Source organism: Hoeflea ulvae, assembly GCF_026619435.1.
GTDB lineage: Bacteria > Pseudomonadota > Alphaproteobacteria > Rhizobiales > Rhizobiaceae > Hoeflea > Hoeflea ulvae.
In genome coordinates, this window is sequence record NZ_JAOVZQ010000001.1 from 2104901 (window position 1) to 2129037 (window position 24137).

Below are 24137 nucleotides of genomic sequence, written 5' to 3' on the forward strand. Positions count from 1 at the left end.
CCGGCCGCCGGGTTGATGCTTCAAGAGGCTGAAGCCGCGTGCGGTTCAGACGAACTGCGACAAGCCGGGGATCGAGGCGACGATTTCGTCGATCGCGTCGCCCGCGCCGTTTTCACGGGCAAAACCCATGGTTTCCTTGGCGGTGTTGGAGATTTCGCCCATGCCGAGACCCATGCCCATCAGCTTCTGCCCCAGACCCATGACGCCGCCCATCGACAGCATGCCGCCGCTTGGCGCCTGGGCGATCAGTGCTTCGGCGCCGGGAACTGCCGCCAGCAATTCACTGACCTTGTCGGCAGGGCCTTCGGACTGAAGAAAGGCCAGGATGGCGCCGACGGCCTGTTTGGCAGTATCGGCGTCAATGCCGACATTGCTGGTGATGCGATTGATCAGTTCGTCCATGGTAAGTTCTCCGGGTGTATAACGTTAACGTAAGCGTAAACGGGCGATTCAGGCTTTGCAAGCGGCGGGCAGGGGTTTTCCGGAGGCTTTTTCACAGCAAAGTCGCCCGGCCGGCATACAGCCGGCCAGGCCGCATACCCGTGCCAGCATCTGTGCCGGTCAACTCAGGGTGCCCTTGAAGAACGCCACCGTGCGCGACCATGCCAGATCCGCCGCCGGCTTGTTGTAGCGGGCTTCCGAGGTGTCATTGTTGAAAGCGTGATTGACGTTCTGATAGACATGCATCGCAAAGGGTTTGCCATTGGCCTTGAGCGCGGCGCGGTAGTCGTCGATGCCGACATTGATGCGCTCGTCGAGCCCGGCATAATGCAGCAGCATCGGCGCCTTGATGGCCGGCACATCGCTGGCCGCGGGCTGACGCCCGTAATAGGCAACGCCGGCGCCCAGTTCGGGATCGGTCACCGCCATCTGGTTGACGAGCCCGCCGCCCCAGCAGAAGCCGACGGCGCCCACCTTGCCATTGGTCTTGTCATGCCCGGCAAGCCAGGCCCGCGCGGCATTTGCATTGGCGGTGGTGTCGGCGCCCTCGAGCTGGCCGATCATCTCGCGCGCCTTGTCTTCATCTTCGGGAGATCCGCCCAGCGGCGACAGGAAATCCACCGCCAGGGCGGCAAAGCCTTCCAGCGCCAACCGTCGCGCGACGTCGCGGATATGGTCGTTGAGCCCGCGGTTTTCATGAATGACGATCACGGCGGGCAGGGGAGCTGAGACTTCCGCCGGCATGACCAGGTAGCCGTTCATCTCCCAGTCGGCGCCGGGGAAGTTGACCTGCGAGATCTTCAGCCGGGCATCATTGGCAGGCACGATGGCGGCGCGGGCGCTGTTGGCGGCCAGCAGCGGCGCGATTGCCGCCGCAGCGGCGCCTGAGCCCGCAAGCTTGGTCAGCCTGTTCATGAAACCGCGCCGGTCCAGTGTCAGGTGAGTGTAATCATCATAAGCCTTGATCATGGCCTGGGTGATGGCCGGTCTGGTCGTCGGTTGATCTGTCACGCCCGTTCTCCCCTGTTGGTTGATCTGGTTGGCTACACTAGGCCTTACTTGCGGCAAATAAAGGGCGGGGCGCCGATCTGGAATTGCCGCATCTGCGAACCGCGTCGCCAAGCCGAATCCACCATGCTAGGCTGGTCCAGGTCTTGCGGCGCCCGTTCGTGCCGCCCGTCATACATCATCCATGGAGAATATTTCGTGACAACAATGCTACCTCGTCCGGATCTGGAATCCGACGCCCGCGTCAAGGCGGTGTTCGATGATATCCGCGCCACTCGCAACACCGATTTCATCAACAATATGTGGCGCTGGTTGGCATTTGATCCGGCACTGCTCGAGCGCACCTGGACGGAAGTGAAGGCCGTGATCGGCAAGCCGTCCTCGATCGATCCGCTGACCAAGGAGATGATCTACATCGCCGTGTCGGTCGCCAACAATTGCACCTATTGCGTCCATTCCCACACCGCCGCCGCCCGCGCCAAGGGCCTGACCGGCGAGCAATATGGCGAGCTGCTGGCCATTATCGGGCTGGCCGGCAAGACCAACCAGTTGGCCACCGCCATGCAGATCCCCGTCGACCCCGCCTTTGACGCCAGCCAGCAGGGCTGACCCAGCGTGATCCGGCTTTATGATGGCGCTGGCGTCAGCCTCGATGCTCCGCAAACCCCGGTTCAGCCGCTCGCCGAACGGGCGTGCTGGATCGATCTTCTGCATCCCACGCCTGAGGAGGAGACCCAGGTCGAGGCCCTGATCGGCGTCGAGGTGCCGAGCCGCGACGAGTTGCACGACATCGAGCCCTCCAGCCGGCTCTATATCGAGAACGGCGCGGTCTACCTGACCGCCAGCGTGGTCTGGAAAGCCGACAGCGACTTTGCCGAGATTGCCGATATCGGCTTTGTGCTCGCCGGCGGACGGCTCGTCACCATCCGTTATGCCGAGCCCAAGGCCTTCACCATGTTTGCCGCCAATGCGCACCGGGAACTTGCCCATCGCGAGCTGGCCGGCGCCGGTGGCCATGATGTCATGACCCGGCTGATCGAGGCGATGATCGACCGCAGTGCCGAAGTGCTCGAACACCGCTCGCGCCGCATCGACGCGCTGTCGACCGAGGTGTTTTCACGCGGTGCCGTCGCCAACCCGGAAGCCGTCACCCGCGATCTCGAGGCCACGCTTACCGTCATCGCCAGCCACCAGCGCACCATTGCCAAGGTGCGCGAAAGCCTGATGTCGCTGGCCCGCATCGCCAGCTTCCTGCAGACCCTGCCGGAAATAATGGGCGACAAGACGCTCAAGCAGCGCTGCCGCTCGATGGCCGGCGACGTCCAGTCGCTGTCCGAGCACGCCGACTTCATCTCCGAAAACATCATCTTCCTGCTCGACGCTTCGCTCGGCCTGATCTCGGTGCAGCAGAACCAGGTGATGAAGGTGCTCTCGGTGGCGGCCATGGTGTTCCTGCCGCCAACCTTCATCGGCACCGTCTACGGCATGAATTTCCAGAACATGCCCGAGCTGAGCCAACCCTGGGCCTACCCGATCGCACTCGCCGTCATGGCCACTTCCGCGCTGGGCCCCTATCTGTGGTTCAAGCGCAAGGGGTGGTTTTGAGGGGGATTTGCTGCAAATGGCGTGGCGCCGCTTCAGGGTTTAGGCATCAATTTGAAGTGTCAGGCCGCGATTGATAAATCGTACCAAATATGGTACGTTTATCTGATGAATGGCCTGAAACGGTTGCCAGCCCGGTTTTTCGAAAGCGCCAATGGAAGAATGCCGGTGCGGGATTGGCTTTTGTCATTGTCCGAAAGCGATCGGAAAGCCATAGGTGACGACATAAGAACTGCCGAGTTTGGTTGGCCTATTGGGATGCCGCTTTGCCGTTCGATTACAGGGAAACAAGGGCTTTGGGAAATCAGGAGCAACCTTGGTGATGGCAGGATTGGAAGGGTGTTTTTCTGCGTGCATGACGGACACATGGCGCTGTTGCATGGTTTCATAAAAAATCTCGAAGAGCGCCCGCAAAAGAACTGGCAATCGCTGAAAAACGAATGAAAGGACTGGCTTCATGAGTCATGAGATCGAACCCGGCAAACTCGGGCAGAGTTATGACGACTACCTCGAAGAACAGGGAACCCTTGACAGTGCCACCGAGCAGGCGATTAAGCGCGTGATCGCCCATCAACTGGCGGTGGTGATGCAAACTCAGCAGATCTCAAAGGCCGAACTCGCCCGCAGGCTGGAGACCAGTCGTTCGCAGATTGACCGGCTGCTGGATCCCGCCAATGATGGCGTGACACTCGGAGCTCTGAGCCGTGCCGCGCAGGCCGTAGGGAGGACGTTGAGGCTGGAACTCTCCTGATCTATTTGAGTAAGGTGAGAGTTTATGAGCAGATCAAACAGACCATGGCCTACACTGACCAGCGATGAAGCCGCTGAAACATTCGTCGCAGAATCCGATCTGAGCGCGTTTGACTGGAGCGCTGCTGAACCGGTGCATCATGAATTCGAAGACAAGAGTGCCCGGGTCAACATCCGCATGCTGGAGGCGATCAAGGCTGAAGCCAGGAAGCGCGGCATCAAGTACCAGCGCTTCATGCGCGAGCTTCTCGATCGGGGCATGCAGACCTTGAGGTGACCGCCCTCTGCTATCACTCACTCCAATCCTCTCCAAGGCTCACACCCCATGTCCCATTGCCCCTGCGGCTCCAGTCTCGAACTCGCCGCCTGCTGCGGCCGCTATCATGCGGGCGTGCCTGTGCCGACCGCGGAAGCCTTGATGCGGTCGCGCTATGCGGCCTATGCCACCGGCAATCTCGATTACATCGAAGCCACCTGCGCCGGACCGGCAGCGCTGGCCTTCGACCGCGCCGAGGCGGAAGTGGCGCAGCTTGGTACCGCGTGGCTTGGTCTCGAGATCGTCAAGACCGGCAAGGGGCGGGAGCGTGACAGCGACGGCACCGTCAGCTTCGTTGCCCGCTACCGCCACAAGGGCGCAGAGGCCACGCACACCGAGACCTCCGAGTTCCGGCGCCTGGAGGGGCGGTGGCTCTATTGGGGCTGCGCCGCCAATTCCGTGGCCCAGCGCGCTGCCAGCGTCGGCCGCAATGATCCGTGCCCCTGCGGATCGGGCCGGAAATACAAGAAGTGCTGCGGCGCCGGCGCCTGACGCCTCACTCCGCCGGATCGTCCGGGTCTGCGCATGAAAGCTGCGGCGCGTATCTGGCATGAAAATGCGTGTATCCCGGTTCGGTGACGAGCAGATGCGGCGCGGCCAGCCGGTGCAGATCCGGCAGCCGGTGAAACGGCACCGCCGGGTAGCTGTGATGTTCGGCGTGGTAAGGCATGTTCCAGGCCAGCCGCCGCACCAGCGCATTGGTCAATGTGGTGCGGGTGTTTTCCAGCATATTGGCGACATAGGCGCAGCGTCCATGCTCGGCCAGCAGGTAAAGCCGCAGAAACGGCTGTCCCAAGACCACCGGGACCAGCCAGACATGGACGAAAACGGTGCTGCCAAGCGCCAGGCTGCCCAGCAACAGAACAGCATAGGCGGCAAGCATCATCCGCGCCTCGCTGCGCACCACGCCGCGTTTGCCCGCCGGCACGAAATCATCGTCGCAGCGCCCGGCCGCATTGTTAATCAGCGTGCGCGCGTGGCTGATCCACACCGGGATGCCGGACACATGCAGCAGATACTGCCGCCAGCCCTCGGGCTTCGGCGTCGCCAGTTCCGGATCCTTGCCCGGCACCTGGGTGAAGCGGTGATGGGCAAAATGGAAATAGCGAAACCAGCGCGGCGGCAGCAGGATCACGAAGCCCGAGATATGCGCGGCAGCCGTGTTGAGCCAGCGCGAGCGGAACGGGGTCTGGTGGCTGGCCTCGTGCAGCAGCGTGAACAGGAACACCAGCAGGATTCCCTGCGGCAACATCAGCAGCGGCCAGAACGGCACTTGCATGATGATCAGCGTCATGGTGACCGCGATGGCCCCGAAATGCAGCGCCAGCTGCATCAAGCCGCGAAGGTCCGATGTCGCGGTCAGCTCGCGGCATTGCTCGGCCGACAGGCCGGCGAGTAAGCTCTTGTGGTCCATGCGATGTTCCCGTGCTGTAAACCGACTGTAGCCAAAGCCGGTGGCTGGCGAAAGCGGCACTGCAAACCATCGCGGTCACGGGGAACTCCCTTATGCCGCAACCACTGCCTGAAACCGCGCTGATCACGGCATTCGATTTCGGCTCACCGACGATCGGGTACCCCCTGCCTGCCTCCCTCAAGCTGACTGGCCTGCGGTCTGGTCGAGAAGAGCCTTGCACATGGTCACCAGATGCCGGCGCAGGCCCTCGGTATCCGCCTCCGGCAGGTTGCGTTCGAACGCGTTGCGCACCGTGCCGAAGATCACCGTGACAAGTGTGCGGTTGACGCTGTCGAGATCGGCGGGTGCGTGGTCGGATGCGCTGGCCAGCATGGCGGTGGTGGCCCGGTCGACGCGCGCGGCAAAATTTGCGACCAAGGCCACGTTGTCGAGCTCCGCGACCGAACGGTAGAGCGCGCGCGTCACCTCCGGCCGCTCGGTCTTTGCCTGCCAGTAACACTCGACAAGCGCCTCCACCATCCGGTTTGCGCGCGTTCCGTGCTGCGCTGCGCAACAGGCCTCGATCCGCTCGGCCAGCGCCTCGAGATAGCGCTCGTTAAGCGTGTAGATCAGCGCCTGCTTGTGCGCGAAATACTGGTACATCGTGCCAACCGAAACCCCGGCTCTTTCGGCCACCCGCGTGGTTGTCAAACGCTGCGGCCCGTCGCGCAGCAAAACCTGAATGGTTGCCTCGAAGATGGCGTCCAGCGTGGCCGTCGCGCGGGCCTGACGCGGCCTTTTCCGGGGTGCGAGCGGGCGCGGTGAGGTGGCAGCCAAATGCGAATCCTCAAACTGAACAATCCTTCATATCCTAACCGCATCACCTGCACACACGAAAGGATCGTTCCATGGCAGACAGACGAATTGCGCTGGTTACGGGCGGCAACAAGGGAATCGGGCTCGAGATTGCACGGCAACTGGCCCAGGCCGGTGTTGATATAATCATCGGCGCGCGTGACGACGACCGCGCCAGAAAGGCCCTTGCGGATCTGGCGGACGAGGGGCTGAGCGCAAGCGCCCTGCACATCGACCTCTGCGACTGGTCAGGCATCGCCGCCGCCGTCGAAAAGGTTGCAGGCTTGCATGGGCGGCTCGACATTCTGGTCAACAATGCCGGCATCTTCGATTTCGCCGACGCAGCCCCGGGAAAAGCCTCGCTCGAGGCGGTGCGCAAGGTGATGGACACCAATTTCCTCGGCACATTGGCGGTCACCCAGGCCTTCCTGCCGCTGTTGCGCAAGGCGCCCGCCGGCCGGATCGTCAATCTTGCCAGTTCGCTGGGGTCGCTGACGCTCAACGGTGATCCGTCCTCGCCCTACTATGCCAACCGGTTCATCGGCTACAACGCCTCCAAGGCCGCACTGAACATGCTGACGATCGAGCTTCACGAGGAACTGAGAGGCACGTCGATCAGGGTCAACTCCGTGAGCCCCGGCTTCGTCAAGACCGATCTCACCGGCTATGGCACCATGACGCCGGAGGAGGGGGCCCGCTTGCCTGTTCGCTTCGCGCTTGATCACGAAGGCTCTGGCCGCTTCGTCGAGCCTGACGGCGAGACGCCTTGGTAGCGGCGCACAGCCTGCTTTCCCGCATTGGCAGGAAAGCAGGCTGCTTCCCGGAGGCTTCGGATCAGGTTTCCTGCGCCGCTTTGCGTTCGATGAAACGCAGCCGGTTGCTGAACGGATCGGTCACCTGCATCTCGAGCCCCCAATCCTGCTTCTGCAGGCCCGGCCGGTTGTAGCGGTAATTGTGCGCCAGGAGTTCGCCATGCAGTTTTTCGACGTCTCTGGCAAAGACCACCGCATTGGCGCCCGGCGTGGCGTCGCCCGAATGCTCGCTCAGATGCAGCACCATCGCCCCGCGGGACACCTGCATGTAGAGAGGCGCATCGGGCCCGAAACGGTGCTCCCAGTCGACGCTGCAGCCGAGAAATTCGAGATAGAATTCGCGTGCCTTGGCTTCGTCGAAAATCCGGATGATCGGGGCCGCCGCTTCCAGCCCGATGCCGCTATCGTCGCGGGTTTCCGGGCTTGCCGCGATCCGCGCCGCCAGAATGTTCCAGGTGTCGAAGCCGAATTGACGGGCCACGATTTCCAGCGCCTGGCTGTGAGTAATGGCAACGCCTGTGCCGGCCAGCCGCTCGCGCATGGCTGAAGCCATGGCTTTTGCATCGAGATATGTTCGCATAGTCCAATCCTGTCTGCGGCGAAGAGGATGATCAGTGTCCGCATTGCTGACTTTTTCGCCGATCAGGAGAACCGGAAAAACAAGACGCGCTTTCGCCAAACCTCAATGAGGCGCGGACTGCCGGCAGCGCTGGCCGTGGCCAGATTGTTTCTCAACTGCCAATGCTGGTCAAGCCTCAGTCCGGTGGTGTGGCGGCTCACAAGTTGTTGAGCCCGGCGCTTCAAGCACCGGAATGAACCGCGAACACTGGTCTTTCTCCCCCGAATCACTACATTCACGGGTATGAACCCAGCAGATGACGACATTCCGTTTTTCGGCGACGATGATCCGGCGCCCGCTCCCCCGCCTGCAGCCAACCCTCCGGCAAGCCAGGGCGGCTCGATTGCGGCGCGCGCTGTTGCCGCGCGCAATGCCTCGCGGCCAACGCCGAACTACCTCTCCGGTCTCAATCCCGAGCAGGCCGATGCGGTGGAATCCATCGAAGGCCCGGTTCTGGTGCTCGCCGGGGCCGGCACCGGCAAGACAAGGGTTCTGACCACCCGCATCGCCCATATCCTCAATCTCGGCCTGGCCTACCCGTCGCAGATCCTCTCCGTCACCTTCACCAACAAGGCCGCGCGCGAGATGAAGGAGCGCGTCAGCGTGCTGGTCGGCGGCGCGGTCGAGGGCATGCCCTGGCTCGGCACCTTCCACTCGATCGGCGTCAAGCTCTTGCGCCGTCATGCCGAACTGGTGGGGCTCAGATCCGATTTCACCATTCTGGACACCGACGATGTGGTGCGGCTGTGCAAGCAGCTGATCCAGGCCGAAGGCATTGACGACAAGCGCTGGCCGGCGCGGCAATTCGCCCAGATGATCGACGGCTGGAAGAACAAGGGGCTCGGGCCTGCCGAGATTCCCGAAGGCGACAGCCGCGGCTTTGCCCATGGCAAGGGCAGGGCGCTCTACACCGCCTATCAGGAACGCCTGCAGACACTCAATGCTGCCGATTTCGGCGATCTTCTGTGCCTGCCGATCCGCATGTTCCGCGCCCATCCCGATGTGCTGAAGGAATATCAGCAGAAATTTCGCTTCATCCTGGTCGACGAGTACCAGGACACCAACACCGCGCAATATATGTGGCTCAGGCTCCTGGCGCAGCGGACCGCGCCGGAGCGGCCAAACATCTGCTGCGTCGGCGATGACGACCAGTCGATCTATGGCTGGCGCGGCGCCGAAGTCGAAAACATCCTGCGCTTTGACAAGGATTTTCCCGGCGCCAAGGTAATCCGGCTGGAGCGCAACTACCGTTCCACCGAGCACATTCTCGGCGCTGCCGGCCATCTGATCGCCCATAATGAGGGCCGGCTGGGAAAAACCCTGTTCACCGAGCAGTCCGACCCCGATCACGAACGCGTGCAGGTGCATGCCGCCTGGGATTCGGAGGAAGAGGCCCGCGCCGTTGGTGAGGAAATCGAGCAGGCGCAAAACAAGGGCCGGGCGCTCAACAACATGGCGATCCTGGTCCGCGCCTCGTTCCAGATGCGCGAATTCGAGGAACGTTTCGTCACGCTTGGCCTGAATTACAGGGTCATCGGCGGTCCGCGCTTCTATGAACGCCAGGAAATCCGCGACGCCATGGCGTTTTTCCGTGTCGTCAGCCAGCCCGCCGACGACCTTGCCTTTGAGCGCATCGTCAATGTCCCCAAGCGCGGACTGGGCGAGGCGGCCGTGCGGCAGGTGCATGATGTCGCCCGTGGCCGCGGCGTGCCGATGCTGGCCGCCGCCCGCGACCTGATCCTGACTGACGAGCTCAAGCCCCGGCCGCGCAAGTCACTCACCGATGTGGTCGAGATGTTTACCCGCTGGCAGTCCATGCTGGAAACCACGCCGGGCCACGAACTGGCCGAAACCATTCTGGAGGAATCCGGCTACACCGAGATGTGGCAGAACGACCGCTCCGCCGATGCACCGACGCGGCTGGAAAACCTGAAAGAGCTGGTCGAGACCATTTCCGGCTTTGAATCCATGCGTGCCTTTCTCGAGCATGTGGCGCTGGTCATGGACAAGGACAACAATCCCGATCTCGATGCGGTCTCGATCATGACGCTGCACTCGGCCAAGGGGCTGGAATTCGAGACAGTGTTCCTGCCCGGCTGGGAAGAGGGCCTCTTCCCGCACCAGCGCGCGCTTGATGAGGGCGGCCGTTCGGGGCTCGAGGAAGAGCGCCGTCTCGCCTATGTCGGGCTGACCCGCGCAAAGCTGTTCTGCCACATCTGGTTCGTTTCCAACCGCCGCATTCACGGGCTGTGGCAATCGACGCTGCCATCGCGGTTTCTGGATGAATTGCCCGAAGCCCATGTCGAGGTCGCCGACATCGACACCGGCTATGGCGGCTATGGCAGAGGCGGAAGCTTTGGGGGCCAGTCCGGCGGCCCCTATGGCGCCTCGCGCTTTGACCGCGCCGAACCGTTTTCCGGCAATTACAACACCCCGGGCTGGAAACGCGCCCAAGCCAACAAGACCGACGCCGCCCGCGACAATTGGGGAACCCGTTCGGGCCCTTCGGTCGAGCGCATAGCCTACGGCGAATCCGGCCCGCGCGGCGGCTCCACCATCGATGGCGAGCTGGTGGCCAAATCCACCGGCACCACCTCGGCCTACACGGTCGGCGACCGCGTCTTCCACCTCAAATTCGGCAACGGCAACATCGCCGTCATCGACGGCAACAAGCTGACCATCGATTTCGACAAGGCCGGCCAGAAACGGGTGCTGGACGGGTTTGTCGAGCGGGTGGGTTAGCAATCGCGTTCAAGTTCTGCTCCGTTCGATCGCATGGTTGATCATGTCTCTGTCATGCCGGGCTTGACCCGGTATCCAGCTGACCCGGCTTCTGCCGGGGCATGAGACTCATACAGCTCAAGGACTTGAGCTGGCTGGATGCCGCATCAGGTGCGGAATGACGGTGGGGGAGCCTTGCCAGAATCTGCAGGCGGCATTTGCGTCGTGCCTGGATGCCAGAACGTAATCCGAGCTACACCCGCCTCCGCCCCAACTCCCCCACCAGAAAATCCGCAAAAATCCCCACATGCGGCGCACAGGCCGCCTTGTTGTAATGCACGCTCATGGCGATTTCGGGCAGGGGCGGGAAGCCGGGCTGGCCGTCGAGGATGCGCAAGGTCTCGGGAATGATCGAGGCTTCCATCACCGAGATTCCAGCGCCGTTGAGCACGGTCTGCTCGATCAGACTGACACTGCGGGTCGAGCAGACAATCCGCCAGGGCCGTTCGATCTGTTCGAGTGCGACAAGCCCGGCATGGCGCACGGCGCAGCCATTCGGGAACAGCGCCAGCGACAGGCCCTGATCGGGATCATCGACATAATCGGGACCGGCCACCCAGTGCAGCGATTCATAGCGCGCGACCCGGCCCTTGACCTGATCCGACTGGTGCGTGCCCAGCATGATGTCGATCTCGCCATGTTCGAGCATCGGTATGAGATCGATCGAGCTTTCGCAGGTCAGTTCGAACTGCACCAGCGGATATTGGGCGGTGAAGGCCGCGAGGATCGGCGCCAAGAGATAGCTGGCGTAATCATCCGGCGCGCCGAAGCGGACCAGGCCTTCGGCTTCGGGCCGCCTGATATGCGAGAGCGCCGCTTCATTGGCCGATAGAATCCGGTTGGCATAGACCAGCAGCGCCTCGCCGGTTGGCGTGATCTCGACGGAATTGCGGCTGCGCTCGAACAGCCGTTCGCCGGTAATGTCTTCCAGCCGCTTGAGCTGCAGGCTGACGGCAGACTGGGTGCGGCCGATGGCCTCCGCAGCGCGGGTGAAGTTGCGGTGCGCGGCAATGGCCACGAAGGAGCGCAGGAGGTCGATTTCAAGATCACGTTGCATGGCTCCTTATTAGAAAACTTCATCATGATTATCAATTTAATTCGTTTCGGACATGAGCAAGGCAGGGCTAGGCTTCTCACACACAAGGAGATCAAGCCATGTTCAACCTGATAGCCAATGCCATGTTTGAAGCCACGCGGACCGCGAATGTCACTCCGGCGCCGGTGCGCAAGGGATGGTTCAGAGCGGTCTCGGACAACTGCATTGAGGTCCGCCGGCGGTGGACGCAGGCTGCAACGGCCGGCAAGCATCAGGACGGCTGAGCCTGCCCGTGCGTCCTCGAAACGGCGGCCGGCGCCGCAGCCGCTTCGCCGTGCCGGGGCGCGATCGTCAGCTGCGGTTCTCGCCGGCCTGCCTGCGACTTCCTGCTTGACCGGCTCCGCGCGCGATGATCTTGTCCGGACAACCCGGGAGATTGCCATGCGCCAAAATATTGAGACAGGATCCGCCACACGAATGTCGACCCTGCTAGGGGTGGCGATGCTGGTGGGGGCGGCGCTGACGCTCAGCGGCTGTGAAGTTACCGAAACCCGCGTCGATTACCGCGCCGGCCCGATGTGCCCGGCCAATTATGATCCGGTCTGCGCCGAACGCCGCGGCGAGCAACGCACTTTCCCCAATGCCTGCCAGGCACGCCAGTCCGATTGGCGCGTTGTCGCCAACGGCCAATGCGGCGCCATGGATTATGGCAATAACCGCCGCGACCGCGACGACCGCAGCCGCGACGACTGGAGCCGCGATGACCGGGGCTCATCCAGAGACCGCGATGGCCGCCGCGACAGCAACCGCGGCCGCGATGACACCCAGTCCCGCCGCGACCGCAGCCGCCCCGGCCAGTCCTCGTCGCAAAATGCCTGCCCGCAGGGCGATGAGCCGGTCTGCGGCCAGCTCGGCAGCAGTGCACTGACCTTTCCCAACCGCTGCGAGATGCAGCGCTCGGGCGCCACGGAAATCAGCGCCCGGATGTGCCGTGGCGGCCGCGGCTGAACCGCGACCCGCGTCCCGCGGCTGGGGCCGGCTGCATGGCCGCCATAGCCTCGGGCGCAGGCGTCAGCGGGTCCGTCCGGAGAGGTGTAAAACACTGAAACCGGGCAAGAATCCGCTGTATTTAATGCCGCGTGTTCTGTAGGCATTTTGCCATGATGAGAACGCTCGGAGCGCTGGATGTGAAACGACTGGTCGTTGCGGCCCTGTTCGTGCCGGTCCTGCTGTTCTCGTTCTTCTCGGTCCACACCATGCCGCGATTTTCCGCTGATGGCATGGAGATCGTCATCTGCACCGGCAATGGTGTCGAGACGGTCTCCGTCGGCGGTGATGACGACCGGGACGACAAGCCGGCGCATGCGCCCTGCGAGTGGTCGGCGCAGATCCACGCGGCAATGCTGTCGGCCGCGGGCCTGGCGGCCGAGCCGCTGGCGCTCGGCCATTTCGAAAACTTTGCCTTTGAAAAGACCCTGCTGCGCTCGCAAAGGCGCAACGCCGGCAACGATGCCAGGGCGCCGCCTCTCTTCGTCTGAACCGAAAATTTCCAGATTTTTGTCAGAGGAGAGACTGATGGTCTCCATTGATTCGACCGGTGTGCCGGCGCAGGACACTGCGTCCGTCAGCACCAGCAAGTTCTATCTCGCGGCGTGGCGCTGGCATTTCTATGCCGGGCTCTATGTCATTCCCTTCTTCATGATGCTTGCTGTTACCGGCATGGCCATGGCCTGGATCGCCTATATCGACGGCCGCGACGGCGAGCGCATCGCCGTGGTGCAACAGGAGCTGGCGCAGCCTGTCTCGGCGCAGGCCGATGCGGCGCTGGCAGCCATTCCCGGCGGCACGCTCCGGCAATATGTCGCGCCGCGCGCCGCGGACCTGGCGGCGATCTTTCGCGTCGATCTCGGCGATACCGCGACGATGGTTGTCGTTGATCCCTACACAGCAACGGTGCTGGCCGAATTTCCGCGCCGCAGCGGCTGGTATGATTTCTTCGACAATCTCCACAGCGAGCTGATGCTGGGCGTCACCGGCGACCGGATGATCGAGATCGCCGCCTCGCTCGGTATGGTGCTGATTGCCACCGGGCTCTACATGTGGTGGCCGCGCGACCATGGCTGGCGCTCGGCGCTGATCCCGTCGGTTGCCCGCGGCGGCAGGGCGATGTGGCGATCGCTGCATGGCGTCGTCGGGGGCTGGCTGTCGCTGTTTCTGGTGTTCTTCCTGATCTCCGGCCTGTCCTGGTCCGGTGTCTGGGGCGAGAAGATGGTGCAGGCCTGGAGCCAGTTCCCGGCGGAAAAATGGGACAATGTGCCCCTGTCGGACGAAACCCATGCCAGCATGAACCATGGCGCCAGGGAAGTGCCCTGGGCGCTGGAGCAGACGCCGATGCCGGCTTCGGGCAGCCAGGTCGGTACGCGGGTCATGGCGGCGGGCGCGCCGATCAGCATCGACAGCATGGACGCCCTGGCGCGCCGGATCGGCTTTGCCGGCCGCTACCAGATGAATGTGCCCGCCGGTGATGCCGGGGTTTACACTTTCAGCCGCGATTCGATGAGCACCGACAGTCCCGATCCGATGTCGGACCGCACGGTGCATGTCGACCGCTACACCGGCAATATCCTCGCCGATGTCCGTTTTGAGGATTACTCCTGGGCCGGCAAGGCCATGGCGGTCGGCGTTGCGCTCCACATGGGCACCATGGGCCTGTGGAGCGTGCTGGCCAACACGGCTGTCTGCCTGTCCGTGCTGTTCCTGTGCGCAAGCGGCGTGGTGATGTGGTGGAAGCGACGGGCAGGGGGCTTGCGCCTCTTTGCGCCGCCTATGCCGCGCAACATGCCGCTGTGGCCGGGCGCCACCCTGGTGGCGCTGGCCGTCTCTATGGCCTTTCCTATGGCCGGGCTCACCCTGCTCACCGTGATGGCCCTGGACCTGCTGGTGATTTCCCGCATTCCAGGCCTCAAGCGCGTTCTCTCCTGAGCCCGGCACCGCAAACAAAAGGCCGCGCTTGCAACAGCGCGGCCTTGAAATTTCGGCATGCATGGGTCGGCCCGGTCAGCCGATCATGGTCCAGACGCCATGGCCGAAAAGGCCGACCAGCAGCACGGCTTGTGCCAGGAACGACAGGGTGAAGCCGCCGCCGCGCTGCCAGCCCGGTGCGTCTTCCTGGATGAAGTGCCAGGCATGCAGGGCGCGGCCGATGGTGAAGCCGGCGCCCAGCACATGCGCCGCCATCAGCGGCATGCCCAGAAGTGCGGCGACCAGCAGCAGTACGAAAAACATCGGCATGTTCTCCACCGCATTGGCATGGCCGCGCATGATGCGGGTGAGATGCTTGACGCCGCCATCGCCGATCGAGACCTTGTGCTTGCCGCGCAGGCGTCCGGTCTCGACGCTGATCCAGATCAGCACCGCCATGTTCAGCGCCGCATAAATTCCCACGGCGGCGAGGACTGGTGTCAAGGCTTGCATTGTTGGTCTCCATCAAATCGGTGTGCGTTCAAGTCATGCACGATGCTGTAGCAGCGGCGGTGGCGGGCACAAGCGGTTTTACGCGCGCAGGCACGGTCAGGCTGTGCAGATTCAGCGGTGTTCTTCCTCGCTCGCGGCAATCAGGCGGCGGTTGAAATGGCTCAGCGCCTCGACCTGCTCGGCCCAGCCGACGATCTTTCCGGTCTCGGCATCGCTCACCACCGGCAGCCGGGTGTGGCCGCCGCTGTCGAAGGTGCGCAGCGCCGCTTCCAGCGTGTCGGTCGGCTTCAGCGTCGGAGTGGTGAGGTCGGGATCGAGAAATTCCGGCTCGGCGTCATCCCCGGGCAGTTTCATGAAATCCATCACCCGCACATTGCGCAACACCGAGCGGTGCGGCCCGTCCTTGACGAAGAGACCGCGCATTTCCAGTTGCCACTGGAAATAGGAATGCCCATGCAGCGCCTGTGTGATGCCATGCGCAATGGCCACTGTCAGCAGCAGCGCAATCGACAGTGCATAGCCGCCGGTCAGCTCGAACACGATCACCGTGGTCGAGATCGGCGCGCCCAGCACAGCGCCCGCCACAGCACCCATGCCGAGGATCGAATAGAGCGCCTGGCTGGAGGCCATTTCCGGAAACACGCTCGCCGCGATGATGCCGAAAGCTCCGCCGGTCATGGCGCCGAGATAGAGCGCGGGCGAGAAGATGCCGCCGCCGAACCGCGCCGCCAGCGTGATCGCGGTGGCCAAGGTCTTCATCACGATCAGCGTCATCATCAGCGCCAGCGGCAATTGTCCCCACAGCGCCAGGTCGGTGGTCTCGTAGCCGACGCCGAGAATCTGCGGGAATGCGATGCCCATCAGGCCGACAATCAGCCCGCCGCCGATCGGCAGCGCCCAGATCGGGACCGGTGAGCGCCTTGCCAGAAAATCTGCGGCAAACAGCACGAACTGGAACATCACCGCGACGAAGGCACAGGTGACGCCCAGCAGCACGAAGGCCGGGAATTCGAAATAGGAGGTGATCTGGTATTGCGGCACGATGAAGGACGCGGTGTCGCCGAACCAGGCCCGCGAGACGATGGCGCCGACCGAGGACGAGATCACGATCGGCACGAAAGCCCGCATGGCGTAATGGCCGAGAATGACCTCATGGGCAAACAGCACGCCGGCAATCGGTGCGTTGAAGCTCGCCGAGATCGCTGAGGCGACTCCTGCGGCAAGCAGGGTGCGGTGCGACCAGCCCGGCAGTGAAAACCGGTGCCCGACCGCACTTGCCAGTGTCGCGCCCAGATGAATGACCGGGCCTTCGCGGCCTGCGCTTGCGCCCGCGCCCAGCGAAAATGCGGTGGTCAGCGAGCCGATGATGCCTTCCCGCAGCCCCAGCCGGCGGCCGGTCATCGCCCGCGCCTCGATCACATCGGCGACGCCGGCGGTGCGCCGTGCCGGCAGAAAGCGGGTGATCATGATGCCGACGACTACGCCGCCGAGCAACGGCCCGGCCAGGATCATGTACCACGGCGTGTAGCGGGCCACGGTGAGCACCTGTTCGGTGGTGTCGCCGAGCCAGTAAAGCTGCGCCACGCCGATCAGCAGCCGGAAACAGATGGCGGCGCCCGCCACCGACAGGCCGACAAACAGCGACAGAACCCAGATGGTGGGCTGGCGGCTGTCGAGATAGGCACGGATATTGGGGGTCACCCATTGGCGGATGAGGCTGGGCAGGGCACGGAGGATTTCCAGCATGAATCAGTCAGTCCCGCCCGGTTGGGCGCGCTTGATGCCGATCGACCGGCCGGCCTGCACCGGCCGCGGCAACGCATCATGGGCGCTTGCCATCTGGCTGACCTTGGCAAGGATGTCATCGGGCATCGGCGCCACTTTCGGGCCCTTCATGTCGATATGCAGCGCCAGCGTTTCCGACGTCGCCGAAAGCCAGCCGTCGACATGGCGGAGCTCCTGAAACAGATGCACCCGCTTGGCGTCGAAATCGAGGATCTGCACGCTGGCGGTGACAAGCGCATCGCGCTTGAGTTCGCGCAGATAGCACACATGCGATTCGGCGGTGAAGAAGCTCATGCTCCGCGCCGCCAGGTAACCCGCCCCGCAACCGAGCAGCTCGAAGGCATGATCCACCGCCTTGTCGAACACGACATTGTAATAGGCCATGTTGAGATGGCCGTTGTAATCCAGCCATGCCGGATCCAGTCCGCGCGCGGGCGCGATCACCGGAGCATCAAACAACATGGCGTCTCCTTCTCGGTTGCACTGGTCTCCCCATCGCCTCGACAATCGGGAAATCATTCGACGTCTGAATGCGTTACAGCGGTTTTTGTGCATCATTTGCGACGCAGGGCGCTGGAAAGCATGTCTGCGGCCCTGCCTGCACTGGACAAGTGCGCCGCAGTTTGCACATTACCTCAACAAACTGATGCGGCAAGCATCGGACGCAGATTGCGGCCCAAACCGCTGACGGGAGAAAATGGAATGAGTGACGTCGACACCGGCCTTCGCAACGAAGAGGGCATCGCCGCCGTGATCGGCGTGCTGCGGCAGAGGTTCGGCGACCAGGTGCAGACCGGCGAGACCCTGCGGGCCCAGCATGCCCACACCACCACCTATATTGCCGGACAATTGCCCGACGCAGTGATCTTTCCCAATTCCACCGATGAGATCAAGACGATCGTCCGCGCCTGCGCCGATCACCGGGTGCCGGTCATTCCGTTCGGCACCGGCAGTTCGCTCGAGGGCCATGTCAACGCGCCGCTTGGCGGCATTTCCATCGACATGGCGCGGCTCGACAAGGTGCTCGAGGTCAATGCCGAGGATCTCGACTGCACCGTCGAGCCCGGCGTCACCCGCGAGCAGTTGAACACCCATTTGCGCGACACCGGCCTGTTCTTTCCGATTGATCCCGGCGCCAATGCCTCGATCGGCGGCATGACCGCCACCCGCGCCTCGGGCACCAATGCGGTGCGCTATGGCACGATGCGCGAAAATGTCATGGCGGTGACCGCCGTGACCGCCGCCGGCGAGGAAATCCGCACCGCCCGCCGCGCCCGCAAATCCTCCGCCGGCTATGATCTCACCCGGCTCTTCGTCGGCTCCGAAGGCACGCTTGGCGTTCTCACCTCGGTGACGCTGAAACTGCAGGGCATACCGCAGGCGATCTCCGGCGGCGTCTGCCCGTTTCCCAGCGTCGAGGCCGCCTGCAACGCCGTGATCATGACCATCCAGATGGGCATCCCGGTGGCCCGCATAGAGCTGCTTGACGCGCTTCAGATGAAGGCCTGCAACGCCTATTCCAACCTCTCCAATCCCGAAAGCCCGTCGCTGTTTCTGGAATTTCACGGCACCGAGGCGGGCGTTGCCGAACAGGCCTCGCTGTTTGCCGAAATCGCTGCCGAGTGCGGCGGCGGCGAGTTTCTGTGGACCACCAATCCCGAGCGCCGCACCGAATTGTGGAAAGCCCGCCACAACGCCTATTGGGCGTCGCTGCAGCTCCGGCCGGGCGCCAAGGGGCTGTCCACCGATGTCTGCGTACCGATTTCGCGGCTGGCCGAATGCGTGGTCGAGACCCAGGAAGACATCGCCGCCTCCGGGCTCATCGCCCCGATCGTCGGCCATGCCGGCGACGGCAATTTCCATGTTCTGGTGCTCATCGACACGGATATCCCAGCGGAAGTGGCGGCGGCGGAAGCCTTTGTTGGGCGGCTCAACACGCGCGCGCTGGCGATGGATGGAACCTGCACCGGCGAGCATGGTATAGGACAGGGCAAGCGGCGTTATCTCCCCCTCGAAATGGGTGAGGGCGTGTCCGTGATGCGGCAGATCAAGCAGGCGCTTGATCCAATGAACATCATGAACCCGGGCAAGATCTTTTCATTCAACGACTAAGACGCAATCAAGCGGTCTAATGGACCGTGACGGAGGATTAAGAAGCTGGTTCGTGTATTTGTCGGTCTTGGTGGATTGCTGGTGTTGGCGCTGTTTGCAGCGCTGATCGCTCCCTATTTTATCGACTGGAGCAGCTACCGGACTGCCTTTGAAACCGAGGCCGGCCGCATCATCGGCCAGCCGGTCAAGGTGCGCGGCGAAGCCGACGCGCGGCTGTTGCCGTTCCCCTCCGTCACTTTCTCCGATGTCACCGTCGGCGACGAGGCCGACCCGGCGATGACCATCAGCAGGTTTTCGATGGATGCCGAACTGGCGCCGTTCCTGAGCGGTGAAGTGCTGATCTTCGATATGCGCGTCGAAGCCCCCAGCGCAAAAGTGCGTATTCTCGAGGACGGCACGCTCGATTGGGCGCTCAAGCGCAAGCCGACCCCGCCGGGCGACCTGGTGGTGCTCGAACATGTCACCATCCAGAATGCCGATATCACCATCATCGACGAGCAGAACGGACGCACCCATTCCATCGAGAACGTCAATGCGCTGGTTTCGGCCAAGTCGCTGTCGGGACCCTGGGCGATCGAGGCCGAAGGCGAGATCGGCGGCCACCGCGGCGGCGTGTCGATTTCCACCGGCATAGCCCAGGCCAATGGCGCCATCCGCATGCGCGCGCGCCTGTCGCCCGACAGCTGGCCTGTGCTGCTCGAGACCGAGGGCGAGGCCCGGATCGAGGGCGACAAGCCGCATTATGATGGCCTGTTCACCTTCACCGCCCTGTCCGAGGCCGAGGCGGATGGCACCGCCTCGGAACGGCCGCTGATCGTCGCCAAGGGCGATTTCGCCGCCACCAATGAGCGCCTGACGATCCAGGAATGGCGCGCCGAGATCGGCCTGTCGGTCGATCCCTATGTGGTCACCGGCCAGGCCACGGTCGACACCGGCCCCAATCCCGAATTCCTGCTGCTCGCCGATGGTCAGCAGATCAACATGGACACCATTGGCGAGGAGGCTGCCGAGGCCGGCCAGGCCACGGCGGCCGTGCCCGCGGCGCAGCGGCTGGCGGTGATCAACACGCTGATCGACCGGCTGCCGCCGCCGCCCTTGCCGGGCCGAGTGTCGCTCAATCTGCCTGCGATCGTGGCCGGCGACACGACCTTGCGGGAAATCACGCTCGACGCCCGGCCCGATGGCAATGCCTGGCTGATCGACGGATTTTCCGCCAATCTGCCCGGCCGCACCACCGTCGAAGCCCGCGGCCGGCTGGTCTCGGGCAAGGACGCCAGTTTCAACGGCACGCTGACCGTCGCCTCGACCCAGCCATCGGGGCTGGCCAACTGGCTTGTCGGCGAGGTCGATCCGGTGATCCGCCGGCTCGGCGCCGCCGGATTTTCCGCCAATGTCAGCCTGACCCCGGCGCTGCAACGCTTCGAGGCGCTGGAAGTGGCGGTCGGTCCGGCCATTCTCACCGGCCGGCTGGAGCGCGAGGTCCCCGCAACGGGTGTGCCATCGCTGTCGGTGGAGCTTTCCGGCGACACATTCGATGTCGATGCGGTTCGCGCGCTGGCGCTGCTTGCGGGCGGCGAGACCGGGTCGGTGCGGCCGCTGACGGACTACAATCTGGCGGCCCGGATCAGGGCGGACACGCTCACCGCCGGCGTCTACAGTCTCGACGGTTTCGAGACCTCGTTCCTGTGGCGCGACCGCCGCCTGACCGTCGACAGCCTGAAATTTGCCGATTTCGGCGGCGCATCGGGGCTGTTTTCCGGGGTGCTGGAAGGACCGGTGGCAAATCCGCGCGGCACCGTCACCGGCCAGGTCAGCGCCGAGGTGGCGGGTGGTTTGTTCGATCTGGCCAGCGAGGCAAGCGGCGGCCACCAGGTCGTTCATCGCCTCGCGGCCAACAGTTTTGCCTTCGACGCGCTTGAGGCGGATATCAGCCTCGCACTTGATCCCGAGACCGGCCCGGACCTCACGGTCACCGGCACCGCCGGCGGCAGCACGGTCCGGATCCGGGCCTCTGGCACCGGGCTGATGCCGAATGGCGACGGTCCGCGCACCATCGACGTGTCCGTGGACAATGCGGAAGCCTACCGCATTCTCGAGCAGGCCGGAATCGAGACATTGCCGCTGGAAGGCGAGGGGCCTGCAGTGCTCAGCGTCAACATCTCCGGCGGCGCCGATGACGGCGATCTGGCCATTGAAGCAACCATGACGTCGGGCGGGTCGGTGCTGGCGCTCAAGGGCAATGGCGCCATTCCCGCCAAAGACGCAGCGACAGGGCTGTTCGAACTCGACATCGATGTGGCCGACATCGAGCCATTCGTCATCATGCTCGGACAATCCCTGCCGCAGGCGGGCGCCGGCTTGCCGGTCTCGATGTCGGCGCTTCTGGCCATGAACGAGCAGCAGGTGCTGCTTTCGGAAATCACCGGCCAGGCCGAGGATAACGGATTTTCCGGCGAACTGGCCTTCGACCGGTCGGCTTCCGGCCTCAACGGCAGCGGCGCGCTGCGCTTTGACCGGGTGGATCTCGGCTGGCTCGGCGAGCTGGCGCTGGGGTCGCATCTGGGCAGCGCCGGTGGCGCAGACTGGAGCGAGGACCGCTTCCCGCCGCCATCCTCCGGGCAACCGGAACTCACACTTTCATTGCAGGCGGGCGAGATTGATCTCGGGCGCGGCGGAACCGCGCGAAACCTGACGGCAGATCTGACCACGGGCAGCGGAACCATTGTTCTCGACGAGGCCGAGGCCGACTGGTTCGGCGGCCGTCTGGGTGGAACGCTGTCGCTCTCCAATACCGACGGAACGGTGTTCATGTCGGCACGGATCACCGCATCGGATGCGGATCTGGCAGCCCTGGACCGGGCGGTGCGCGGAACCTCCACCCTGGCCGGTCGCGCCGGCGCCAGCGTCAGCCTGGAAGGCACCGGCAAATCGATCCGCGATCTGGTCGCCTCGTTGGCCGGTGGCGGCGAACTGGCAGCCAGTGACCTTGTGATATCCGGCCCTGATCCCGATGCCTTCCCGCGCATCATCGGCGCCGCCGACCGTGACGGGTTCGAGATCGAGACCGCTCCCGTGACCGGGATGATTGCCGGGCTGATGCGCGGCGGTGAGATCGAGGCGCAGTCGCTGCGCTTGCCCTTCACCCTGACCGGCGGGGTGATGCGCTTTTCCAATGCCGAAATCAGGGACGGTGAGACAAGCCTGGCCGGCGATGGACGGGTTGACCTGACCGACCTTCATCTTGAGGCCAACTGGCGGATGACATTTGAGCCCGGTGTCGAGGCGATCGCTGGAGGCGACCCGTCGGTGATGTTCGGGATCGGCGGCCTCGTGGTGGATCCGGCCGTCTCCATCGATGCCGGCCAGATGACCAATTACCTGTCGATGCGGAATTTCGAACGGGAGCGGCGCAAGGTTGAACTCTTGCAGGCAGGGGTCGTGGAGAAACAGCGGCTGCGGCGCGAGATCGCGCTTCTGGCCGAACGCGCCGCCCAGCGTGAAGCCGCAGAACAGGCACGCGCCGAAGCTGACGCGGCAGCGGCGCTGCAGGCCGAGGAAGCCGCGCGTCTGGCTGAAGAGCAACGGCTGCAGCAGGAGGCCGAGGCCGAACGCGCCGCCGAGGCCGCGCGTCTGGCCGAGGCCGAGGCGCAAAGGCGGGCAGACGAAGAAGCCGAGGCAGCCCGCAAGGCCGCCGAAGCCGCCCGGAAGCTGGCGGAAGAGGAAGCCGAACGGATCCGCAAGGCCGAAGCGGAAGCCGCGAGACTGGCGGCGGAGGAAGCCGAAAGGGTTCGCATCGCCGAGGAAAAGGCGGCGGCACTGAGGGCGGCGGAAGAGGCCAGGCGCGTTGCCGAGGAAGCCCGCCGGGCACGTGAGGCCGAGGCCGCTGCGGCAGCCGCAAGGCTGGCCGAGGAACTGGCGGCGGAACTGGCCGAGAAACAGGCGGAAAAAGCCCGTCTTGCGGAATTGCAGGCCGAGGCCGAACGCCAGGCCGCTGCAGAAGCTGCCGAACGCGCCGCCGAAGCCGAGCGCCAGGCTGCCGCAGAAGCCGCCGAGCGTGCTGCCGAAGCCGAGCGACAGGCTGCTGCGGAAGCCGCGGAACGCGCTGCCGAAGCCGAGCGCCAGGCTGCCGCAGAAGCCGCCGAGCGTGCCGCCGAAGCCGAGCGACAGGCCGCCGCCGAAGCAGCACAGAAGCAGGCCGAGGCCGAGCGGCAGGCCGCGGCAGATGCGGCCGAACTCAAGGCCATCATCGAACGTCAGGCCGCCGAAGACGCCGCCCGGGCGGAAGCAGAAGCAAGGGCAGCGGCGGAACGTCAGGCGGCCGAGCAGCAAGCTGCCGAGGAGGCAGCGCGCCTTGAAGCCGAGGCTGAACGCCAGGCTGCCGAAGCCGCGGCGGCGGCCGAGCAGCAGGCCGCAGAAGAGGCGGCCAGAATTGCCCAGCTGGAGGCTGCGGCCGTGACAAGGCAGAATGAGCAGGCTGCGATCAGGGACGACCGCGAGCAGTGGATCCAGGACCATCAGGCCGACCCGTGTTTCTACGTCCGGGTGGTGTCGAACACATCTGACGGCATCGCCATGGTAGGCATGGGCGACAAGGTCGAGTCCTTCGAGACCTTCTACAATGATTTCACCTCGGCCTTTGACATTGTCCCCAATCTCCAGGCCCGGTTGCTGTCGGCCGCCCAGTGCCCGCTGCCAGATTTTGTCACGCAGTTTGATGTGGCTGCCAGGTCGGAACTGGCTCTGGCGCTGGACAATGACCGCATCACCAGCGGCGAAACCCTGCGCGGCGTGCTCACTGGTGCGCCCAGTACGGACGCGATTTTCTACCTGATCGACAGTGACGGCTTCTGTTACCGGATCGACCAGTTCGTCAAGCGGTCCGGCGCTCAGTCAGTGTTCGAGATCAAGCTGGTGGAAACGGGCGAACGCAAATCCGACATGCAGGTGATCCTGGCGGTGTCCGGCAATGAGAAGTTCCTCGCCGCAGCCCCGCAGGAAGTCGAACTGGCAAGCGCGGTGTTTCCCAAGCTGGCCCGGGCCGCGCAGGACAGCGGCGCGCCCATTGACCACGCCTATGCCTTCTTCAATTTCGCAGCCGGCGACCCGTAACGCCGCCCGTCCCAGCCCCCTTCTTGAAAACCGAAGATTTTTCG

23 protein-coding genes are annotated in these 24137 nt (G+C 64.0%); 14 read left to right on the forward strand and 9 right to left on the reverse strand.

Translation table 11 applies throughout. The features are described from left to right. Positions 1-45: 45 nt before the first annotated feature. Together OEG82_RS09830 and OEG82_RS09835 are read right to left on the reverse strand one after the other, a co-directional pair. Positions 46-402, reverse strand: a complete 357-nt coding sequence (locus tag OEG82_RS09830; protein ID WP_267612280.1) for a DUF2780 domain-containing protein — start codon at positions 400-402, stop codon at positions 46-48. 159 nt (positions 403-561) lie between these two features. Beyond that, on the reverse strand, positions 562-1410 hold the full coding sequence (locus OEG82_RS09835) for a dienelactone hydrolase family protein (protein ID WP_267614915.1): 849 nt from the start codon (positions 1408-1410) through the stop codon (positions 562-564). A gap of 246 nt (positions 1411-1656) precedes the next feature. Here OEG82_RS09835 and OEG82_RS09840 point away from each other — a divergent pair, with 246 nt between their 5' ends. The 6 genes from OEG82_RS09840 to OEG82_RS09865 are packed head-to-tail and all read left to right on the forward strand — an operon-like array spanning position 1657 to position 4609. Further along, complete coding sequence (locus OEG82_RS09840; protein ID WP_425497639.1) at positions 1657-2058, forward strand: carboxymuconolactone decarboxylase family protein; 402 nt, start codon at positions 1657-1659, stop codon at positions 2056-2058. A 6-nt stretch (positions 2059-2064) separates the two neighbouring features. Beyond that, on the forward strand, positions 2065-3054 hold the full coding sequence (locus tag OEG82_RS09845; RefSeq protein WP_267612282.1) for a magnesium transporter CorA family protein: 990 nt from the start codon (positions 2065-2067) through the stop codon (positions 3052-3054). 21 nt (positions 3055-3075) lie between these two features. Beyond that, complete coding sequence (locus tag OEG82_RS09850; protein WP_267612283.1) at positions 3076-3495, forward strand: type II toxin-antitoxin system RelE/ParE family toxin; 420 nt, start codon at positions 3076-3078, stop codon at positions 3493-3495. Between the two features lie 13 nt (positions 3496-3508). Beyond that, entirely contained in the window at positions 3509-3802 is a 294-nt protein-coding gene (locus tag OEG82_RS09855) for a helix-turn-helix domain-containing protein (protein ID WP_267612284.1), read from the forward strand. A gap of 24 nt (positions 3803-3826) precedes the next feature. Further along, a complete protein-coding gene (locus tag OEG82_RS09860) occupies positions 3827-4078 on the forward strand; it encodes a CopG family antitoxin (protein WP_267612285.1) in 252 nt (83 codons plus the stop codon). Between the two features lie 48 nt (positions 4079-4126). Further along, complete coding sequence (locus OEG82_RS09865) at positions 4127-4609, forward strand: YchJ family protein (RefSeq protein WP_267612286.1); 483 nt, start codon at positions 4127-4129, stop codon at positions 4607-4609. A 4-nt stretch (positions 4610-4613) separates the two neighbouring features. Here the strand turns inward: OEG82_RS09865 and OEG82_RS09870 are convergent, their stop codons facing one another. Next, the gene (locus tag OEG82_RS09870; protein WP_267612287.1) at positions 4614-5531 is read right to left on the reverse strand and encodes a fatty acid desaturase; all 918 of its coding nucleotides are present in this window, start codon (positions 5529-5531) and stop codon (positions 4614-4616) included. Positions 5532-5708: 177 nt separating this feature from the next. Beyond that, positions 5709-6347 (reverse strand): TetR/AcrR family transcriptional regulator, encoded by a 639-nt coding sequence (locus OEG82_RS09875; RefSeq protein ID WP_267612288.1) that lies wholly within the window; start codon positions 6345-6347, stop codon positions 5709-5711. A gap of 71 nt (positions 6348-6418) precedes the next feature. Here OEG82_RS09875 and OEG82_RS09880 point away from each other — a divergent pair, with 71 nt between their 5' ends. Continuing rightward, a complete protein-coding gene (locus OEG82_RS09880; RefSeq protein WP_267612289.1) occupies positions 6419-7138 on the forward strand; it encodes an SDR family oxidoreductase in 720 nt (239 codons plus the stop codon). A 61-nt stretch (positions 7139-7199) separates the two neighbouring features. Here the strand turns inward: OEG82_RS09880 and OEG82_RS09885 are convergent, their stop codons facing one another. Further along, on the reverse strand, positions 7200-7757 hold the full coding sequence (locus OEG82_RS09885; protein ID WP_267612290.1) for a glyoxalase superfamily protein: 558 nt from the start codon (positions 7755-7757) through the stop codon (positions 7200-7202). Between the two features lie 282 nt (positions 7758-8039). Between OEG82_RS09885 and OEG82_RS09890 the strand changes: the two genes are divergently transcribed. Next, positions 8040-10538 (forward strand): ATP-dependent helicase, encoded by a 2499-nt coding sequence (locus OEG82_RS09890; protein ID WP_267612291.1) that lies wholly within the window; start codon positions 8040-8042, stop codon positions 10536-10538. A 232-nt stretch (positions 10539-10770) separates the two neighbouring features. Here the strand turns inward: OEG82_RS09890 and OEG82_RS09895 are convergent, their stop codons facing one another. Continuing rightward, positions 10771-11634 carry a LysR substrate-binding domain-containing protein gene (locus OEG82_RS09895; protein WP_267612292.1) on the reverse strand — a complete coding sequence of 288 codons (864 nt, stop codon included), beginning with the start codon at positions 11632-11634 and terminating at the stop codon, positions 10771-10773. 98 nt (positions 11635-11732) lie between these two features. On the opposite strand from OEG82_RS09895, the gene OEG82_RS09900 reads away from it, so the two are divergent. From OEG82_RS09900 to OEG82_RS09915, 4 genes are all read left to right on the forward strand, one after another. Continuing rightward, the gene (locus OEG82_RS09900; protein WP_267612293.1) at positions 11733-11897 is read left to right on the forward strand and encodes a hypothetical protein; all 165 of its coding nucleotides are present in this window, start codon (positions 11733-11735) and stop codon (positions 11895-11897) included. Between the two features lie 193 nt (positions 11898-12090). After that, on the forward strand, positions 12091-12621 hold the full coding sequence (locus OEG82_RS09905; protein ID WP_267612294.1) for a Kazal-type serine protease inhibitor family protein: 531 nt from the start codon (positions 12091-12093) through the stop codon (positions 12619-12621). Between the two features lie 152 nt (positions 12622-12773). Then, positions 12774-13151 carry a hypothetical protein gene (locus OEG82_RS09910; RefSeq protein ID WP_267612295.1) on the forward strand — a complete coding sequence of 126 codons (378 nt, stop codon included), beginning with the start codon at positions 12774-12776 and terminating at the stop codon, positions 13149-13151. 37 nt (positions 13152-13188) lie between these two features. Further along, positions 13189-14595: a PepSY-associated TM helix domain-containing protein gene (locus OEG82_RS09915; protein ID WP_267612296.1), complete on the forward strand. Its 1407-nt coding sequence runs from the start codon at positions 13189-13191 to the stop codon at positions 14593-14595. A gap of 75 nt (positions 14596-14670) precedes the next feature. Here the strand turns inward: OEG82_RS09915 and OEG82_RS09920 are convergent, their stop codons facing one another. From OEG82_RS09920 to OEG82_RS09930, 3 genes are all read right to left on the reverse strand, one after another. Beyond that, positions 14671-15087, reverse strand: a complete 417-nt coding sequence (locus OEG82_RS09920) for an MAPEG family protein (RefSeq protein ID WP_267612297.1) — start codon at positions 15085-15087, stop codon at positions 14671-14673. A gap of 111 nt (positions 15088-15198) precedes the next feature. Then, positions 15199-16833 carry a chloride channel protein gene (locus OEG82_RS09925; RefSeq protein WP_267612298.1) on the reverse strand — a complete coding sequence of 545 codons (1635 nt, stop codon included), beginning with the start codon at positions 16831-16833 and terminating at the stop codon, positions 15199-15201. A gap of 3 nt (positions 16834-16836) precedes the next feature. Further along, positions 16837-17334 carry a thioesterase family protein gene (locus OEG82_RS09930; protein ID WP_267612299.1) on the reverse strand — a complete coding sequence of 166 codons (498 nt, stop codon included), beginning with the start codon at positions 17332-17334 and terminating at the stop codon, positions 16837-16839. Positions 17335-17574: 240 nt separating this feature from the next. Here OEG82_RS09930 and OEG82_RS09935 point away from each other — a divergent pair, with 240 nt between their 5' ends. Continuing rightward, positions 17575-18984 (forward strand): FAD-binding oxidoreductase, encoded by a 1410-nt coding sequence (locus OEG82_RS09935; RefSeq protein WP_267612300.1) that lies wholly within the window; start codon positions 17575-17577, stop codon positions 18982-18984. A 45-nt stretch (positions 18985-19029) separates the two neighbouring features. Next, positions 19030-24093: an AsmA family protein gene (locus tag OEG82_RS09940; protein ID WP_267614916.1), complete on the forward strand. Its 5064-nt coding sequence runs from the start codon at positions 19030-19032 to the stop codon at positions 24091-24093. Positions 24094-24137: the final 44 nt, after the last annotated feature.

Excerpts from the sequence above, each read along its gene's own strand:
- OEG82_RS09830 (WP_267612280.1), bottom strand. The coding sequence starts at position 402 with ATGGACGAACTGATCAATCGCATCACCAGCAATGTCGGCATTGACGCC.
- OEG82_RS09835 (WP_267614915.1), bottom strand. The coding sequence starts at position 1,410 with ATGATCAAGGCTTATGATGATTACACTCACCTGACACTGGACCGGCGC.
- OEG82_RS09840 (WP_425497639.1), top strand. The coding sequence starts at position 1,657 with ATGCTACCTCGTCCGGATCTGGAATCCGACGCCCGCGTCAAGGCGGTG.
- OEG82_RS09855 (WP_267612284.1), top strand. The coding sequence starts at position 3,509 with ATGAGTCATGAGATCGAACCCGGCAAACTCGGGCAGAGTTATGACGAC.
- OEG82_RS09860 (WP_267612285.1), top strand. The coding sequence starts at position 3,827 with ATGAGCAGATCAAACAGACCATGGCCTACACTGACCAGCGATGAAGCC.
- OEG82_RS09865 (WP_267612286.1), top strand. The coding sequence starts at position 4,127 with ATGTCCCATTGCCCCTGCGGCTCCAGTCTCGAACTCGCCGCCTGCTGC.
- OEG82_RS09870 (WP_267612287.1), bottom strand. The coding sequence starts at position 5,531 with ATGGACCACAAGAGCTTACTCGCCGGCCTGTCGGCCGAGCAATGCCGC.
- OEG82_RS09880 (WP_267612289.1), top strand. The coding sequence starts at position 6,419 with ATGGCAGACAGACGAATTGCGCTGGTTACGGGCGGCAACAAGGGAATC.
- OEG82_RS09885 (WP_267612290.1), bottom strand. The coding sequence starts at position 7,757 with ATGCGAACATATCTCGATGCAAAAGCCATGGCTTCAGCCATGCGCGAG.
- OEG82_RS09890 (WP_267612291.1), top strand. The coding sequence starts at position 8,040 with ATGAACCCAGCAGATGACGACATTCCGTTTTTCGGCGACGATGATCCG.
- OEG82_RS09895 (WP_267612292.1), bottom strand. The coding sequence starts at position 11,634 with ATGCAACGTGATCTTGAAATCGACCTCCTGCGCTCCTTCGTGGCCATT.
- OEG82_RS09900 (WP_267612293.1), top strand. The coding sequence starts at position 11,733 with ATGTTCAACCTGATAGCCAATGCCATGTTTGAAGCCACGCGGACCGCG.
- OEG82_RS09905 (WP_267612294.1), top strand. The coding sequence starts at position 12,091 with ATGTCGACCCTGCTAGGGGTGGCGATGCTGGTGGGGGCGGCGCTGACG.
- OEG82_RS09910 (WP_267612295.1), top strand. The coding sequence starts at position 12,774 with ATGATGAGAACGCTCGGAGCGCTGGATGTGAAACGACTGGTCGTTGCG.
- OEG82_RS09915 (WP_267612296.1), top strand. The coding sequence starts at position 13,189 with ATGGTCTCCATTGATTCGACCGGTGTGCCGGCGCAGGACACTGCGTCC.
- OEG82_RS09920 (WP_267612297.1), bottom strand. The coding sequence starts at position 15,087 with ATGCAAGCCTTGACACCAGTCCTCGCCGCCGTGGGAATTTATGCGGCG.
- OEG82_RS09925 (WP_267612298.1), bottom strand. The coding sequence starts at position 16,833 with ATGCTGGAAATCCTCCGTGCCCTGCCCAGCCTCATCCGCCAATGGGTG.
- OEG82_RS09930 (WP_267612299.1), bottom strand. The coding sequence starts at position 17,334 with ATGTTGTTTGATGCTCCGGTGATCGCGCCCGCGCGCGGACTGGATCCG.
- OEG82_RS09935 (WP_267612300.1), top strand. The coding sequence starts at position 17,575 with ATGAGTGACGTCGACACCGGCCTTCGCAACGAAGAGGGCATCGCCGCC.